Origin of the sequence: Streptomyces sp. NBC_00727, from assembly GCF_045161745.1 — a bacterium.
Classification (GTDB): domain Bacteria; phylum Actinomycetota; class Actinomycetes; order Streptomycetales; family Streptomycetaceae; genus Streptomyces.
Genome location: NZ_CP108981.1, coordinates 5,038,266 through 5,054,328, shown reverse-complemented (window position 1 = coordinate 5,054,328; position 16,063 = coordinate 5,038,266). Strand labels below are relative to the sequence as shown.

At 69.5% G+C, this 16,063-nt stretch carries 14 protein-coding genes; 4 read left to right on the top strand and 10 right to left on the bottom strand.

Translation table 11 applies throughout. The features are described 5' to 3' along the window. The first annotated feature begins 303 nt into the window (after window positions 1-303). Window positions 304-4,140 carry a virulence factor gene (locus tag OG242_RS23075; protein WP_405899961.1) on the top strand — a complete coding sequence of 1,279 codons (3,837 nt, stop codon included), beginning with the start codon at window positions 304-306 and terminating at the stop codon, window positions 4,138-4,140. Beyond that, window positions 4,137-4,874 (top strand): hypothetical protein, encoded by a 738-nt coding sequence (locus OG242_RS23070; protein ID WP_405899960.1) that lies wholly within the window; start codon window positions 4,137-4,139, stop codon window positions 4,872-4,874. Before OG242_RS23075 ends, OG242_RS23070 begins: the two co-directional genes overlap by 4 nt. Window positions 4,875-5,007: 133 nt before the next feature. Here the strand turns inward: OG242_RS23070 and OG242_RS23065 are convergent, their stop codons facing one another. From OG242_RS23065 to OG242_RS23050, 4 genes are all read right to left on the bottom strand, one after another. After that, window positions 5,008-6,327 carry a hypothetical protein gene (locus OG242_RS23065; protein ID WP_405899959.1) on the bottom strand — a complete coding sequence of 440 codons (1,320 nt, stop codon included), beginning with the start codon at window positions 6,325-6,327 and terminating at the stop codon, window positions 5,008-5,010. Continuing rightward, window positions 6,317-6,883 (bottom strand): DUF6114 domain-containing protein, encoded by a 567-nt coding sequence (locus tag OG242_RS23060; RefSeq protein ID WP_405899958.1) that lies wholly within the window; start codon window positions 6,881-6,883, stop codon window positions 6,317-6,319. Before OG242_RS23060 ends, OG242_RS23065 begins: the two co-directional genes overlap by 11 nt. Before the next feature lie 94 nt (window positions 6,884-6,977). Further along, window positions 6,978-7,595 (bottom strand): DUF6230 family protein, encoded by a 618-nt coding sequence (locus OG242_RS23055; RefSeq protein ID WP_405899957.1) that lies wholly within the window; start codon window positions 7,593-7,595, stop codon window positions 6,978-6,980. A gap of 680 nt (window positions 7,596-8,275) precedes the next feature. Next, entirely contained in the window at window positions 8,276-9,247 is a 972-nt protein-coding gene (locus OG242_RS23050; RefSeq protein ID WP_405899956.1) for a tetratricopeptide repeat protein, read from the bottom strand. 318 nt (window positions 9,248-9,565) lie between these two features. On the opposite strand from OG242_RS23050, the gene OG242_RS23045 reads away from it, so the two are divergent. Next, the gene (locus OG242_RS23045) at window positions 9,566-10,225 is read left to right on the top strand and encodes a TetR/AcrR family transcriptional regulator (protein WP_405899955.1); all 660 of its coding nucleotides are present in this window, start codon (window positions 9,566-9,568) and stop codon (window positions 10,223-10,225) included. On the opposite strand, the gene OG242_RS23040 is transcribed toward OG242_RS23045, so the two are convergent. From OG242_RS23040 to OG242_RS23025, 4 genes are all read right to left on the bottom strand, one after another. Then, window positions 10,201-11,901, bottom strand: a complete 1,701-nt coding sequence (locus OG242_RS23040) for a methylmalonyl-CoA mutase (RefSeq protein WP_405899954.1) — start codon at window positions 11,899-11,901, stop codon at window positions 10,201-10,203. The two genes, OG242_RS23045 and OG242_RS23040, sit on opposite strands and share 25 nt — an antisense overlap. A gap of 83 nt (window positions 11,902-11,984) precedes the next feature. Continuing rightward, window positions 11,985-12,320, bottom strand: coding sequence for a DUF3817 domain-containing protein (locus OG242_RS23035; protein WP_405899953.1), 336 nt, complete (start codon window positions 12,318-12,320; stop codon window positions 11,985-11,987). A 65-nt stretch (window positions 12,321-12,385) separates the two neighbouring features. Beyond that, on the bottom strand, window positions 12,386-12,895 hold the full coding sequence (locus OG242_RS23030; protein WP_356318895.1) for a MarR family transcriptional regulator: 510 nt from the start codon (window positions 12,893-12,895) through the stop codon (window positions 12,386-12,388). A gap of 10 nt (window positions 12,896-12,905) precedes the next feature. After that, complete coding sequence (locus OG242_RS23025) at window positions 12,906-14,219, bottom strand: MFS transporter (RefSeq protein WP_405899952.1); 1,314 nt, start codon at window positions 14,217-14,219, stop codon at window positions 12,906-12,908. Between the two features lie 74 nt (window positions 14,220-14,293). On the opposite strand from OG242_RS23025, the gene OG242_RS23020 reads away from it, so the two are divergent. Further along, a complete protein-coding gene (locus OG242_RS23020) occupies window positions 14,294-15,277 on the top strand; it encodes a DUF5937 family protein (RefSeq protein WP_405899951.1) in 984 nt (327 codons plus the stop codon). A gap of 46 nt (window positions 15,278-15,323) precedes the next feature. Here OG242_RS23020 and OG242_RS23015 read toward each other — a convergent pair whose 3' ends face one another. After that, window positions 15,324-15,617: an MTH1187 family thiamine-binding protein gene (locus OG242_RS23015; protein WP_405899950.1), complete on the bottom strand. Its 294-nt coding sequence runs from the start codon at window positions 15,615-15,617 to the stop codon at window positions 15,324-15,326. Then, window positions 15,614-15,964, bottom strand: a complete 351-nt coding sequence (locus tag OG242_RS23010; protein WP_359077255.1) for a DUF3817 domain-containing protein — start codon at window positions 15,962-15,964, stop codon at window positions 15,614-15,616. Before OG242_RS23010 ends, OG242_RS23015 begins: the two co-directional genes overlap by 4 nt. Window positions 15,965-16,063 lie beyond the last annotated feature (99 nt).

Below are 16,063 nucleotides of genomic sequence, written 5' to 3'. Positions count from 1 at the left end.
GCGCTCCGATCCGATCCTCATCACGCAGCCACAGCCCACGGTCGCCTCATTTGCGGCTGCACGTCAGCAATGCACGGAAGGACGGCAATGCCCTCTTTGAGGACCCTGCGACAGCCTCTGCGGCGACGAAGAACCAGAGCTCCCGCCGCGTCGGTCGCCGCCCTCGCACTCTTCGCAGCGCTCGCCGTTCAACCGGGAAGCATCCCGCAAGGGTCCCGAACGCCGAACACGCAGGCGGCCGGCGACACCTGGGACTGGTACGAGGACACGCCGACCGAGCAACTGCGGCAGGACCAGTGCTTGATGAACGATGTGTTGCGCCAGGGCGGCACATCCATGGCCAGGATCGCCCAGGACGGCCTCAATCTGCCCCCTGACGGGCTCCACATCCAGGCGAACAACAAGTACTGGAATCACACACCGCTCGCCGAGGCATACAAAATCGACCAGGAGGCCGCTGGCGAGGCGAGCGATGCCCTGTCGGATCAGGTCCGAGCATATGCGCCCCCGCTCTACGGCCTGGATGACCCCGGGGGATTCAGCAGCGACGTAGATTTCGCATGGCCGCCTGGCTTCCCCGGTGACACCAGAGGAAACTTCTACGATCAGACCGGCCTGAGCCAGTGGTACTGGGACAGCTTCTGGCAGTCGGAGAGCGAACTCTACGAGGACCCCACCCCACGCGCCGACGACACCACACACGACGGCGTGACGGCGATGGGCACCCCGCTCTACACCTACCTCGCCGATACCTCGGTTCCTGAGGATGAGCGGAACGGAACCTACGGCGAGGCGCTGGCGTTCGATCAGCTGACGGACTGGTCGCTGGAACCGATGAGCGCGGACAACGCCCGCATATTCCTGCAGTCCGGTGGCTTCCCTCGCTCGGCGCCCCAACCCGACACTCCGGAATTCCGCATCGCGGTCGAGGACCTGAAGACCCGGTTCTCCACGTGTGCGTGGCGCGACCCGATCGACCCGAACAAGGTAATGGGCGACGAGGTCAGCACCGCTGCCGCTGAATGGCAGCAGGAGATCGCTTCGCAAGCCGTGCAGCGCAACCAGATCCTGGATGCCAGCACCAGTTCCACCAAGTCCCTTGCCACCGGGGCGAGGGTCCTCGGCGACATGCTGGGCAACTCGTGGGTGGCCGACCACCTGGTGCGCTGGCAAGCCTACTGGGCTCCCGGTGGTCCGTGGACCGAAGGCTGGTCGGATCCGCCCGACGCAGGCCAGTTCGTCCACGCCAAGGAGGAACTGGCCAAGGCTCGGGCATCCGCCAAGGCTCAGCTCATCCAGCTCAAGCTGCAGGCCGCGGCTGCGAAGCGAGCAGCCACCGCAACCAACACAGCGCTGCAGGCGGCCTACGCCATCGCCGACGGCAACGGCGCGCCTCGCGGGCGCGGCCTGATGGCCGCTCAGCAGAGGGCTCAGGTCACCGCCGGTGCGAGCGCGGCACTGGATGCCATGGTCGCCGCCGGGCAGACGGCGGAAGCAGCCACCCACGCGTCCGCTGCGGACAGCGAGACCATCACGCAGCTTGCCGTGACCAAGGCAGCACAGTCCAAGGCGGAGTTCCGGAAGGAGGCGGCACAGTTCGCCGCGCAGCAGGCCGCAGCGGCCGCTGCCGCAGCCAAGGTTCACCGGGACAACGCGAAGAAGGACAAGGAGACCGCCGAAGCCAAGCTCGCCGTCGCGGTCAAGGCCGAGGCCGACTCGAAGGCCGCCGCGGCCGACGCTCATGCCAAGCGACTCGCGGCGGAGGCCGAGGAGAAGACGGCCAAGGCGGAAAAGGCGACTGCGGCAGCCAAGCAGTCCGAGGCTGCCGGCCACAAGACCAATGCCGAGGCATACAAGTCCGCGGCTGTAGCGGCCGAGAAGAAGGCCGACACTGCCGCCACAACCGCCTCCGAGAAGCGTGCCTCTGCGGAAGCAGCGCGTGACACGGCGAAGGACAAGCGGGACGACGCCTGGGACGCCGAACTCAAGGCCAACGCCGCACGTGCCAAGGCTGACGCGAAGGACGCCTACGCGGACGCTCACGAGGCGGACGAGAACGCGGGAGAGGCCCGCACAGCAGCGAACCAGGCCGATGCCGCCGCAACGGAAGCAGAAACAGCCGCAGCAGGAGCGCGAACGGAGGCGGACGCCGCAACGAAGGCTGCCGCGGACGCAGACGCGGCCGCCACTCGCGCCGAGGCCGCGGCCAAACGCGCCCGCTCGGACGCCGACGGGGCGCAGGCCGCGAAGCTGAAGGCGGACTCAGCGGTCATGACCGCGACGAGTGCTGCCGCCGATGCGATCGAAGCGTCACAGCACGCCGCATCCGAGGCCAAGGCAGCGGTCGAGCTCGCGAACACGGCCGAAAAGAAGGCCAAGGACGCGAAAGCCGACGCCGAGGTCGCCAAGAAGGAAAGTGCCAACGCCCAAGCGGCGGCGTCAAAGGCTGCTGGCTTCGCCTATGTCACTGCACAGGCGGCGGGCGACGCCAAGGCATCTGCGGCTCAAGTATCGAAACCCGCCAACGATGCCATTCAACTCGGCTCCCCCTACGTCTCCACCGACGCGACTGCCAGCCTGGTCGTACTCACGGGGCAGGCGTCCAAGACGATAGCCGAGCAGCAGTTGGCTGTCGCTGAGGCCCACGCCAAGAACGCGCAGAAGGAAGCGGCCCTGGCTCAGAGCCTCGCCGACAAGGCCGCGGCAGACACCAAGGCTGCCCTGCAGAGCGCCGCCGATGCCGCCGCTTCTGCGGCTGAAGCCCGTGGCTATTCCAAGGAGGCACTCGGCTACTCCGCCGGTGCCGCAGCGGCAGCCGCGAAGGCGGTCGCTTCACTGGCCCGTTCCACGGACTACGCCGGCCAGGCGGCCATCGACGCGATCGCCGCAGACCAGGCAGCCGGGCGCGCCGAAGGCTACGCTACAGATGCCCGGGACTCCGCCGACCAGGCAGCACTCGACGCCGACGCCGCCCACGCAGCCGCAACCGCCGCGACGGAAGCGGCCGAGAAAGCGCGGAAGGCCGCCGACCAGGCCGATGCCGACGCCACCGCTGCCGAAGAAGCGGCCAAGGATGCACAAACCTACGCCGACGGGGCCCAGGAGGCGGCTGCGGAAGCCGCGAACAAGGCCGCGAACACTGAGGTCTCCACGGGTGCCGGAGTCGGCATCGAGCGTGTCTTCTCCGTCATCGAAAAAATGACGGAGGCAGCTCCGGCAAAGCAGCTCAACACGTGCGACTACGTGCCCCAAGGGTGCACGGTCACGTACAAGCTGACCGTGAACGTCACGGCCAGCTACTACTTCTGTGCCAACCCCGACGTGCCCGCCACCGAGTCAGGCTGCCCGAAGTCGGACGCGATCTACCTCGACACGCTGACACTCGAGAAGCAGGAGGACGAGTGGACTCATCACTTCTCCTTCGGTGACATCACCCGACTCGGTTGGCAGAACCTCTTCGGCGAGAAGCTCGGCGCCATACTGTACGAACTGGTGCTGGGTGACGTGGCCAAGTGCCGCCACGGACACGTCTCCAACTGCGTTATGGCCGCCGTCCTGGTGGCACCGCCCTCGGTGTTCGCCAAACTCGCCGAGGCTGCCAAGCTCGCGGCACGGGCGGAACTGGCAATCAAGACCGGTGACGACGCCGCTCAGGTGCTTGCGGATCTGAAGAAGATCTACGGAGAAGGGGGAGCAGCCCAGATCGGCAACGCCGCGAGTGCGGCGAACATGGGCTTTCTTGTCGCCAAGGGTGTGGCGGAACGGGCGAAGATCGCGGCCACTGCCCTCGACTCGAAGTTGTTGGCTAAGCTCACTGCCTCCGGGGCGAATTTCAACCGAGCGGATACGCTGTGGATTGTCTCCTACGCAAAGCCCGGTCTGCCGATCGCCTGGCTGGAGACGGGTAACGTCAATGCCGGCCTCATCCATATCATCTTCCGGCATGCCGGTGAATTCGCCAATGCCGGAGTCCGAATAGAGAATATACCGGCCCTCGTGAGCAAGGCTCTGACCGACGGCGCAAGGGTGGGCACCCAGAACGGGAGGCCCATCTTCGAAGTGGTCTTCCAGGGGAAAACCCAGCGCGTGGCCATTAGCGTGGGGGACAACGGCTACGTGGTAGGAGCAAACATCGCATGACCGAGAAGCCACACGATCTGCTTGTGCAGGCCCGCGGCGAAGCGTCTCCGCTGTACACCTCGCCGGATGGAGCATACGCCGACCTCGATTCCTTCACTCGCAATGTTCCGCTGAACGACGATCAACTGATCCTGCCCCCCGGTCTGACGGAGGCGCTTGGCTCCTGGGCTGTGTCCCGCCCCTCTGAGGGGTTCGGCTCCCGTGCCGCGGCTCGTAAACACGCGGCGCGTGGCTTGAAGGTCACCCAGGGATTGGCCAGTCATCTAGGACCGTCGTGGGCCATTCGCTACTGGGACGAACCACACGGAACGGCGAAATGGGTCTGCTGGGGCTGCGACCGCCTCCACTGGGAGCGGGACAGCCATGACACGCCGCCGCATCCCATCGACATCGCAGTTGAGGGAGAGTTCAAGTTCGGACCGCTACGGTCCGACGGATTCGGGGATTTCTTCCCGGATGATCCAGCGGCCGCACTTGCACTGTCCGAGGCTATGGTGGCCGACCTCTACTCGTGGGCTCGGGGCATCGACGCAGAGATGAATGCGTACCTCCGGGACCGGAATGAGGCCAGGTATCAGGACGTCGCATTCCGACAGTTCCGCGAGGGGGAGGAACTGGCGCGAAGAGTCGCCCACGAACTCGGATCCATGCGAAAGGTGACCTATAGGGGCATGGCGCACGGGGGGCCGGCCACCTTTACGTCGGTGACGTGGCAAGGAGATCGAAAGGTATAGGGCCCCGACAGATGGCAGGCGCGACCGCCGGCGCCTGCCATCCGCTCGACTGCGAGCGAACAACTCGGCGAGCACGGTGGTGGGCCGCACCCCGAGGGTGCGGCCCACCACCGCTGTGCGAGTTCCGGACGCGTCAGGCGCCGTCCTTGGTGAAGTAGTTGTGCAGTCCGGGGACGGTCAGGGTGCCGCCGAACTGGCCGGCCTGGGTGACCTTCACCTTGGTGAAGAAGGCGAACGGGACGTTCAGCGGGGGCGGGGTCTCCGGGCTGAAGGTGATCGGGATGAGGCCGAAGAGGTTGCCCTTCAGCTCCTCCGTGTACATCGTCACCGTGCCGTTGCGGATCGTGGAGGTGGAGCCCTTCCGCGCCTGCACGTGGCCCGTGGTGCCCGGCATCGGGCCGGTCGTCAGCTGGTGCAGGTCCTTGATGTCGATCGAGGACGCGGTGAACTTCAGCACCTTCTTCGTGGTGCCGTCGCCCTTCTTCACCTCGACGATGCCCTTGTAGTCGAGCCCGTTCAGGGTGAGCAGCGAGCTCTCCAGGATCCACGGGTCGGTGGGCAGGTTCGGGATGCCCGGCTCCAGCTTCGCGTTGGCGAGGGCCTCCGGGTCCGCGGTCGGGCACGGGAACGGCTCCTTGGCGCCGTCCGGGATGTCCTCGTCCTTCTTGGCGTCGGTGCCCTTGACGTCCTCGTCGAGCTCCTCGACCGTCCGGCCCGCCTTGCCGGCCGCCTCGCGGATGGCCTCGGTGGTCTTGTCGGCCGTGTCCTTCGCCGCGCCGGTGGCCTTCTCGACGGACTTCTCGGCCGGCTTGTCCTCGGCGTCGTCCTTCGTGTCCGCGGTGGCGGACGGCTTCGGGCTCGCGGTGGTGGGCGTCGGGGCCGGGCTCGCCGTCTCCTTGTCCGGGCCGTCGAAGAGGTCCTTGAGCGCGTCGCCGAGGCCCAGCGGGTCGAGCGGGTTCTTCGTCTTGGTGGGCGACGGCGTGGCGGCCGGGGTCTCGGCCGGGGCGGCGTCGGTGCTCTTCTGCTTCGCGGTGTCGGCGGTGTCGGCGGCCTCGCTGCCGGTGTCGGCCGCCGAGCCGGTGGCCGTGGGCTTCGGGGTCGCCTTGTCGCTCGTCTCCGGCGTCGGCTTGCTGCTCGTGCTCGCCGACGGCGACGGCGTCTTCGACGCGGAGGGCGTCGGGTCGGCCGACTCGCTCGGCTCGTCGGAGCGGGTCACACAGGGGCCGGGCGCGAAGGGGATGTCCGTCGAGTCGTCGGCCATCGCCAGCTTCGGGGTGAGCCCCATCCCGACGAACACCGCCGTCGGCATCGCGGCGAGCGCGAACGCCTTCTTGCCCGACGGCATGTGGAGTTTCGTCAGCAGCGACTTCCTGGGGGCGGCGTGGCGGGGCCCTCTGCGTTCCTGGAGCCCGCTCTCGTCCGCGCCGTCGACCTGCTTGTCGTCACCCCGCACGATGCCTCCCGCCCTCGATCTCGGCGGTCGGGCCGTACGCCTGCTGCTGGGGAATGCCCGCCCCGTGGAGCGCACCCTCGGGAAGCGTCTCGTCCTTCGCGAACGAGACGGTCTCCGGGGCCTCCTCGGCGGGAGCGGCGGGCTCCTGCTCCGCCGGCGCCTCGCCCGGGACCCACGACACGGAGAGCGCGCCGCCGAGCAGGGCGAAGACGAAGCCGATGACGAAGCCGCCGATGTTGGCGACGGGTATGGAGATGAGGGCCAGCAGAATCGCCGCGACACCGGCGAACACACGGACGATGCTGTGGAACCACATCGTCAGGCCCAGCGTGACGAGCAGGACCCCGATGATCAGCGAACCGGCGCCGGCCGTGGTGGACATCGCCAGCGTCATGTTGCCGAGGTGCATGTTCGCGTACGGGAAGTACATGATGGGCACGCCGCCCAGCATGGTGAACAGTCCGGCCCAGAACGGCCGGCCACCCCGCCAGTTGCGGAAGCCTCGCCGGGCGACGGAGAGGTAGTGCTCGTTCTGCCCTTGGGATTCGGGGCTCATGGAAAACAGCTCCCTGGAACCGGTACTGCTGTGAGAAGGAGAAGGGTGGGCGGGCGGGGCCGCGTGAAACGCCCCCGCCCGCCCGGACGAGTGCTTAGTAGCACTCCTTGCCGGGGCCGGAGCCCTTGTGAAGGCGCAGCTTCAGTCCGCTGAGGTTGAAGGTGCCGGCCGTCGTGGCCCACGCCTTCTGGCGGACATCGGTCAGCACAGCCTTCTCGGCACGCTGGGCGAACCCGTTGGGGTTGGCCTGCGTACCGGGCTGGATGCCGATGCTTCCCGGCTTGTCCGTCTTCAGCGAACCGGCACCCACACCGATGTCGATGTTGTGGAACTTGGCGTCGCCGTCGAGCTCCGACACGTCAAGGTAGAGGTCCTTGGCGTAGACACGCTCGTGGCCCTCGCCGCCCGCCTCCAGCTTCAGCGTGATGTCGCCGAGGCCGAACGGCAGGTTGGGCGTGACGACCGACTGGCACATGTTCGTGATGTAGGCCTTGCTGAAGCCCGACACGGCCACGGCGTGACCCTTGCCGTCAGCGACCTTGGGGTCGGCGCCCTGCTCGGTGGCCACACTGCCGTACTGCACGAAGTCGTAGCCCTCGAGCTCGCCGGCCTTGACCTTGAACTCCTGGCCCGACACGCTGAAGGACGCGGCGAGCGCGCCCTGGGCCAGACCGACGCCGACGGCGGCGGTGGCTATGACGCTCGGCACCATGACGACAGCGAAACGCTTCCATCTCGTGCCACCGCGAACCTGGGAACTCATATTTTTCCTCCTTCTCGGACGTACATCTCCGGTCCGGCATCCTGCCCGACCTGGGATGGGAGAAGTGCTACGTCCTCGGAAAGGAGAGCGCCCGGATACGGAGGCGTGTACCACGTCCGCATCACCGGCGATCACCCCCGAGCGACAACCACTGGTCACGCGTGTGCGTGACCTGATTCGGACAGGCCCTGCCTGCTGGCAGGAACCCCCCTGTCCGGAGTCGGCGCCACTGCCGCCGACCCGCCCGGTGGGGACCCAATGGAGCCGCCGCTCCCGGCTGGCGGCCGGGCTGGCGTTATTGGACCGAGCGTGGCCGATCGTGGTCCATTCCCGGCCGGGACACAAGGGGGTTCGTTACTGGCTGGTAATGCCCCCATAACCGGGCCACGACCTGCTGGCACCGAGCAGCCACACACGGTTGCGCCGGGACGGCGGACGAAAAGGAGGAAGATTGAGCGAAACGGGACAGACCGCGAAGATCGATTTACTGCGAGTAACAGGCCGTGCCTTTATCAAGATTTGGTAAAGCAGGGCCTGCTCTTATCGCCTGATCGCGAAAACGGCCGCGGCGCCCGGGGGCGGCCGCGGCCGTGTTGTCAGTTCAGCACAATCAGCTTGGACAGACCGGATCAGAACAGGACGCGCGCGAGCGCGGTGCGCGCGGCACCGACCCTCGGGTCCTCCGGGCCGATGACCTCGAAGAGGTCGAGCAGCCGCAGCCGGACCCGGTCGCGGTCCTCGCCGAACGTGCGGCGCACCGTCTCCACGAGCCGTCCGAAGGCGTCCTCCACATGGCCGCCGACGAGGTCGAGGTCGGCCGCCGCCAGCTGCGCGTCCACATCGGCCGGCTTCTCGGCGGCCTCCTGACGCACCTTCTGCGGGTCCGTCCGCTGTACGCGGGCCAGCAGTTCGGCCTGAGCGAGACCGAGCTTCGCCTCACTGTTGGCCGGGTCGTCGGACAGGACGTTCTTGTACGCCTGGACGGCACCCGGGAAGTCGTTGGCGTCCAGCGCCTGCGCGGCCGCCTCCAGGAGGGAGTCGTAGGGGCCCGGCGGAACCGGAGCCGCCACCTGGGCCTCGCCGGCCGCCGACGGGTCGACCGCGATACCGGTGAGGCCGAAGCGCTCCTCGCCGACCTGGATCAACTGGTCCAGGGTCTCGCGGATCTGGGCCTCGGGGGCCGCGCCCTGGAAGAGCGGCAGCGCCTGTCCGGCGACGACGGCGAAGACCGCCGGGATGCCCTGGATGCCGAACTGCTGCATCAGCATCTGGTTGGCGTCGACGTCGACCTTGGCCAGCACGAAGCGGCCGTTGTACTCGTGGGCCAGGCGCTCCAGGAGGGGGCCCAGCTGCTTGCACGGCTCGCACCACTCGGCCCAGAAGTCGATGACGACGGGCACTTCGGCGGAGCGCTGGAGGACGTCGTTCTCGAAGCCCGCCTCGTTGACGTCGATCACGAGGGAGGACGCGGGCACGGCCGCGGGGCCGCCCTGGCGCGCGGACTCGGCGCGGGCCTGCTCCGCCTTCGTCTTGGCCTCTCCGGCCGCCTTCACCGCGGCGAGGTCGACGACGCCGCTCATGGACATGTTTCTGGGCTGCATGCGTACATCCTCCCCCCTCGGTGCGCCGTTCCGGAAAGCGATACGTGAACCGCGCCCGTCCGTGCCCCTCGCCGGTGTGCGAGGCGGACGGACAGACACGACCCAGGGGCCCCTGAAAGACCCGGTTCGGCGCCCGGTCCCCACCCGGCGCCTGTGGCTGTCGATCGTTCGTGGCGCTCACGCCGGCCGGGGCCGACGCCTTACGCTACGACCCGTAGCGTAACTGCCCACGACCCCTCGCGCACAAGAGTGTTCGGTGATCTGTCTCACGGGTTCCGGGACCGGTCGGATTTACCTACTGACGGGTATGGTCGCCGCATGCCCAGCCGCAGCCACCCCAAACCCGCACGATCGGGACGCCCGCGCAGCGCCGAGGCCGACGAGGCGATCCTGGAGGCGACCAGAGAGTCGCTCGTGGAGCTCGGCTGGTCGAAGCTGACGATGGGTGACGTGGCGACGCGGGCCGGGGTCGCCAAGACGACCCTTTACCGGCGCTGGGCGGGCAAGAACGAGCTGGTCGTGGACGCGGTCGCGGTGCTCTTCGACGAGCTGGAGATGCCGGACCTGGGCAGCCTGGCCGCCGACGTGCAGGCGGTCGTGCTGCAGTTCGCCGCGCTCCTGGACCGGCCGGAGACCCGGACCGCGCTGATGGCGGTGGTCGCCGAGTCGACGCGGGACGAGGCGCTGCGGGCCCGCATCCGCGGCTCGATCGTCAACCGGCAGAAGCGGCTCGTGCTCGAGGGCCGCCGGCGGGCGCAGGAGCGCGGCGAGCTGCCCGTCGAGCCGGACGAGGCCACGGCGGACCTGACGGCGGACCTGATCTTCGATGTGATCGCCGGTGCGGTGGTGCACCGGACGCTGGTGAGCGCCGAGCCCGTCGATGCCGACTGGGCCCGGCGCTTCACGCTGCTGCTGCTGGCGGGGCTGGGCGCGGCCGCCGGACAGCCGGTACGTCAGAAGCCCGGCGGCTCCGTGTAGACGCCCCACTCGTCGCGCAGGACGCCGCAGATCTCGCCGAGGGTCGCCTCCGCGCGGACCGCGTCGAGCATCGGCGCGATCATGTTGGAGCCGTCGCGGGCGGCGGCCAGCATGGCATCCAGGGCGTTCTTGACCCGGGCGTCGTCGCGGGCCTCCTTGCGGCCGGCGAGGGCGCGGACCTGCTCGCGCTCGACCTCGTGGCTGACGCGCAGGATCTCCAGGTCGCCGGTGACCGAGCCGTGCGCGACGTTGACGCCGACGACCCGCTTGTCGCCCTTCTCCAGGGACTGCTGGTAGCGGAACGCGGACTCCGCGATCTCGCCGGTGAACCAGCCGTCCTCGATGCCGCGCAGGATGCCGGAGGTGATCGGGCCGACCGGGTGCTGCCCGTCGGGGTGGGCGCGGGTGCCGCGCTCCTTGATCTGCTCGAAGATCTTCTCGGCGTCGGCCTCGATGCGGTCGGTGAGCTGCTCCACGTACCAGGAGCCGCCCAGCGGGTCGGCCACGTTGGCGACGCCGGTCTCCTCCATCAGGACCTGCTGGGTGCGCAGCGCGATCTCGGCGGCCTGCTCGGAGGGGAGCGCCAGGGTCTCGTCGAGGGCGTTGGTGTGGAGCGAGTTGGTGCCGCCGAGGACGGCGGACAGGGCCTCGACGGCGGTGCGTACGACGTTGTTGTACGGCTGCTGCGCGGTGAGCGAGACACCGGCGGTCTGGGTGTGGAAGCGCAGCCACTGGGCCTTGTCGGTCCTGGCGCCGTACGTCTCCTTCATCCAGCGCGCCCAGATCCGGCGGGCGGCGCGGAACTTGGCGATCTCCTCGAAGAAGTCGAGGTGCGCGTCGAAGAAGAAGGACAGGCCGGGCGCGAAGGTGTCGACGTCGAGCCCGCGCGAGAGGCCGAGCTCCACGTAGCCGAAGCCGTCGGCGAGGGTGTACGCCAGCTCCTGCGCGGCCGTCGCCCCGGCCTCGCGGATGTGGTAGCCGGAGACGGAGAGCGGCTTGTACGCGGGGATGGAGCTCGCGCAGTGCTCCATCAGGTCGCCGATGAGACGCAGATGGGGCTCCGGCTGGAAGAGCCACTCCTTCTGCGCGATGTACTCCTTGAAGATGTCCGTCTGGAGCGTGCCGTTGAGGACGGCCGGGTCGACGCCCTGGCGTTCGGCGGCGACCAGGTACATGCAGAAGACCGGGACGGCCGGGCCGCTGATCGTCATCGACGTCGTGACGTCGCCGAGCGGGATGTCCTTGAACAGGACCTCCATGTCGGCGGCGGAGTCGATGGCGACGCCGCAGTGGCCGACCTCGCCGAGCGCGCGGGGGTCGTCGGAGTCGCGGCCCATCAGGGTCGGCATGTCGAAGGCCACGCTCAGCCCGCCGCCGCCGGCGGCCAGGATCATCTTGTAGCGCTCGTTGGTCTGCTCGGCGTTGCCGAAGCCGGCGAACTGGCGGATGGTCCAGGTGCGGCCCCGGTAGCCGGTCGGGTGGAGCCCCCGGGTGAAGGGGTACTCGCCGGGCCAGCCGATCCGCTCGAAGCCCTCGTACGCGTCCCCGGGGCGGGGGCCGTACACGGGCTCGACCGGGTCGCCGGAGAGCGTGGTGAAGTCCGCGTCACGCTTGCGGGCCTTGTCGTAACGGGCCTGCCAGCGGCGGCGGCCTTCCTCGATCGGGTCAGCGTCCATGCCACCCAATTTACTAGGACGTCCTAGTAAATGTCGATGACAAACCGCCCGGCGCTTCGCGCGGGGCGGTTCGGAGGGTCTGCTCAGGCGTTGGCGGGGGCCGCCGGCGCCGGGCCCGCGAGCAGCGGCTCGACCTCGCGGGCGACCTTGCGCTCCACGAAGAACGCGGCCGTCGGGATCGTGCCCGCGATCAGCACCCAGAGCAGCTTGCCCATCGGCCACTTCGCCTTGGAGCCCAGGTCGAAGGCGAAGATCAGGTAGATGATGTACAGCACGCCGTGGATCTGGGAGACGACGAGCGTCAGGCCCTCGCCCTTGTCGAAGCCGTATTTGAAGATCATGCACACGCAGAGGATCAGCAACATGACGGCGGTGACGTAAGCCATCACCCGGTATCGGGTCAGCACACTGCGTTTCATGACATCGAGCGTAACCGGACGTCCGGGGCGATCTTGCGGCGGGCCGGGCACCGGAACCGCGTCTCTCAGATCTCCTCGAAGTCCTGCGCGGCGATGCGCAGGGGCCGCAGCAGCGCGAAGATCTCGGCGCACTCCTCGGCGTCGTACGCCCCGAGTCCGAACTCCATCGCGACCAGGTCCCGGGTGGCCGATTCCACGACCTCGCGCCCCTTGTCCGTGATGGAGGCCAGCGTGCCCCGCCCGTCGTTGGGGTTCGGGCGCTTGTCGACCAGGCCGGAGCGCACCAGCCGGTCCACCGTGTTCGTCACGGACGTCGGGTGGACCATCAGCCGCTCACCGATCTTGGACATCGGCAGCTCACCCGCCTTGGAGAAGGTGAGCAGCACCAGCGCCTCGTACCGCGCGAAGGTCAGTCCGTACGGCTTGACGACGGCGTCGACCTCCGCGAGGAGGATCTGCTGCGCGCGCATGATCGAGGTGATCGCCCCCATGGACGGGACCGGGCCCCAGCGCTGCTGCCAGAGCTCGTCGGCGCGGGCGATGGGATCGAAGGGAAGGCTGAGCGGCTTCGGCACGGCCACGACCTTACCCATGGGGAACTTGGCGGTCCTCCCCGTCTCGCACTTCGGTCCGTACCCCGGCCACGGGTGCGGTTCCGCGCACCTCGGCGACCAGGGACAGCAGGCACAGAGTGCCCAGCACTGCCGCCCCCGCGACCACCTGGTGCACCGGGAAGAACTCGGCCGCCAGCCCGGTGAGCGCCATCCCGACGCCCTGGAGGGTCATGAGCCCGGCGGTGAGCAGGGTCATCGCCCGCCCGCGCAGCTCCTCCGGGACGGCCGCCACGAACCACTGGTCGAGGCCGATGACGTACGCGGAGGAGGCCCCGGTCACCACGAGCGCGGCGGCGGCCCCGACGACGCCCGGCGTCAGCGCGTACACCAGGAGGGGCAGCAGACCGGCGGCGGCCAGCGGCAGCACGATCCGCTCGCGGGTGCGCGGCCGGAGCGCGGAGCCCGCGTACAGCTCGGAGGCGATGTGGCCGACGGGCATGGCGCACATCAGCAGCCCGAGCGCGGCCGGGCCGACGCCGATCTCGTCGGCATAGGGCGCGGCGACCGCCTCCGGGGCGACGACGAACATCGGCGGCAGCCAGAACAGCAGCAGCAGCGCCCGGATGCGGCGGTGGCCGAGGACCAGCCGGGCGCCGGACAGGGACTCCCGCAGCAGCGAGGAGCCGCCCCCGTCCCTCGCACGGGCGGGCCGGTCGCGGGTGCCGAGGCGCAGCAGCGCGGCCGAGCAGAGGAAGGTGACGACGGTGATCGTGATCGCGCCGCGCGGCGAGACCACGGTCAGCAGCACCCCGCCGACGCCGAAACCGGCGAGCAGCGCGCTCTGCGAGACGATCCGCAGCAGCGAGCGGCCCAGCACGAACAGCTCGCCCTCGCCGAGGATGTCGGTGAGCGCGGCCATCCGCGTCCCGGTGAAGACCGGCGAGACGGCGGCGACCAGGCAGCGCAGCACCAGGAGCCCGGCGACCGGGGTGCCCGGCAGCACCATCACGGCGACGCAGACCGCGCAGACCAGATCGCAGGTGACCAGGACCCGGCGGGCCGGGTAGCGGTCGGCGATGCCGCCGAGCAGGGTGCCGCCGACGAGGTACGGGAGCATGCCGAGCGCGAAGGTGAGGGCGCTGAGCAGGGGCGACGAGGTGAGGTCGTAGACGAGGACGGTGAGCGCGAGCTCGCTGACGACGACCCCGAGCAGCGAGAGCAGGTGCGCGGCGAAGACCGCGCGGAACTCGCGTACGGCGAAGACGGCGCGGTAGCCGCGGGGGGCGGGCGGGGTGTCCGTCGGGTCGTGGGCGGTGCCCTGCGAAGGGCTGCTGTTGCTCGGCATGGCGGCAGCTTGGAGGAGCGGGTCCCCCGCTCCGTAGACTTTCGGCTGACGCCGAATCTTCGCGAGGGGCGCCCATGCCGTTCCATCTGCATCTCGACGAGAACGATCTGCTGCGCTGCCGGTTCGCGCTCTCCCCGCTCTGGGAGACCCAGGCCGCCGTGCGTACACTGCTGCGCCCGCAGCGCCACGGGTACCACCAGCCCTGGCTGCGGCGCATCCGGGGCGCGGCCTCGGGGCTCGATCTGCGGCCGCTCTGGTCGCTGATGACCGACGGCGGGCACAATCCGGACTTCCTCTGCCCGCCTCCCACGGGGCCGTACGTCGCGTTCGAGGACGAGATCGCGGCCGTACGCGCCACCGACCCGGAGCTGGTCGCCCAGGACCTGACGCTCACGCTGGCCGACCGGCCCGGTGGGCCGGACTCCCCCGCCGGACGGGCGCTGCTCGCCGACCCCGCGCGGACCCTGCGGGACCTGGCCGATCTGCTCGAAGAGGCGTGGCGGACGCTGATCGAACCGGACTGGTCGAGGCTGCGCGGCCTGCTGGAGGCCGATATCGCGTACCACTCGCGGCGGCTGGCCGAGGTGGGATTCGCACGCCTTCTCGGGGAGTTGAGCCCGCAGCTGACGTGGACGGACTCCACGCTGACGCTGGTGGGGATGCGGGGCCGGCACTCCCGGGTGCTCGGCGGGCAGGGCCTCGTGCTGATCCCGAGCGTCTTCGCCTGGCCGGACGTGGTCAGCGGTTACGAGCCGCCCTGGCCGCCCGCCGTGATCTACCCCGCGCGCGGGATCGGGGGCCTGTGGACGGACCCGGGCGACACCACCCCCGACGCCCTGGCCCGGCTGCTCGGCCGGGCCAGGGCCGACGTCCTGTGCGCGCTGGACGAGCCGGCCGGCACCAGCGCGCTCGCGCACCGGCTGCGGCTCGCCCCCTCGTCCGTGTCGGGGCATCTGTCGGTGCTGCGGGCGGCCGGGCTGCTGACCTCGCGGCGCTACGGCCACCAGGTGCTGTACGAGCGGACGCCGCTGGGGATCGCGCTGGCGGTCCCGGAATGAGGAGAGCCCCCGCCGGGACCGGCAGGGGCTCGTTGGGGGCGCGGGGTCACTCCGCGAGGTAGCGCTCGACCGTCTCCACCTTGGAGGTCAGGCCGTCCGTGACCCCGGGGCGGATGTCCGCCTTCAGGACGAGCGAGACCCGCCCGGCCCGCGCCTCGACGGCGGCCACGGCGCGCTTCACCACATCCATGACTTCGTCCCACTCCCCCTCGACGGAGGTGAACATCGCGTCCGTGCGGTTCGGCAGCCCCGACTCACGGACGACCCGGACGGCGTCGGCGACGTACTCACCGACGTCCTCGCCGGCCCCGAGCGGGCTGACGGAGAAGGCGACGATCACGCGCTGACCGTGCCTTCGCGGCGGGCCCGGGCGGCGATGACGCCGTCCGCCTCGTAGCGCTTGAGCACCTTGTCCCCGTACAGGCCGCCGAACGGCAGTACGCACAGCAGGAAGAAGAACGCGACGCGCTTCAGCGGCCACTTGGTCTTGTTCCAGACGTCCAGCAGCGCCACGACGTAGATCACGAACAGCACGCCGTGCAGCATGCCGAGCGGCATCATCAGGAAGTCGATGTCGGACACCCGGCTCAGGACCGAGCCGAAGAGGATCAGCGCGGGGAAGGACAGCGCCTCGGGAATCGAGATGAGGCGCAGCCGGTGCAGGGCGGTAGCGGTCTTGATGTCCACGGGGGCACCTTCGGTGGGAGGGGCGTGACAGCTTGTGAACGCACGCACAAGCGGCCCCCATTGTGACATCGCGGCCCGGCCCGCCCGGCAGGGGGTCCT

Excerpts from the sequence above, each read along its gene's own strand:
- OG242_RS23025 (WP_405899952.1), bottom strand. The coding sequence starts at position 14,219 with ATGCCGAGCAACAGCAGCCCTTCGCAGGGCACCGCCCACGACCCGACG.
- OG242_RS23050 (WP_405899956.1), bottom strand. The coding sequence starts at position 9,247 with ATGCAGCCCAGAAACATGTCCATGAGCGGCGTCGTCGACCTCGCCGCG.
- OG242_RS23020 (WP_405899951.1), top strand. The coding sequence starts at position 14,294 with ATGCCGTTCCATCTGCATCTCGACGAGAACGATCTGCTGCGCTGCCGG.
- OG242_RS23045 (WP_405899955.1), top strand. The coding sequence starts at position 9,566 with ATGCCCAGCCGCAGCCACCCCAAACCCGCACGATCGGGACGCCCGCGC.
- OG242_RS23060 (WP_405899958.1), bottom strand. The coding sequence starts at position 6,883 with ATGAGCCCCGAATCCCAAGGGCAGAACGAGCACTACCTCTCCGTCGCC.
- OG242_RS23035 (WP_405899953.1), bottom strand. The coding sequence starts at position 12,320 with ATGAAACGCAGTGTGCTGACCCGATACCGGGTGATGGCTTACGTCACC.
- OG242_RS23075 (WP_405899961.1), top strand. The coding sequence starts at position 304 with ATGAACGATGTGTTGCGCCAGGGCGGCACATCCATGGCCAGGATCGCC.
- OG242_RS23040 (WP_405899954.1), bottom strand. The coding sequence starts at position 11,901 with ATGGACGCTGACCCGATCGAGGAAGGCCGCCGCCGCTGGCAGGCCCGT.
- OG242_RS23070 (WP_405899960.1), top strand. The coding sequence starts at position 4,137 with ATGACCGAGAAGCCACACGATCTGCTTGTGCAGGCCCGCGGCGAAGCG.
- OG242_RS23055 (WP_405899957.1), bottom strand. The coding sequence starts at position 7,595 with ATGGTGCCGAGCGTCATAGCCACCGCCGCCGTCGGCGTCGGTCTGGCC.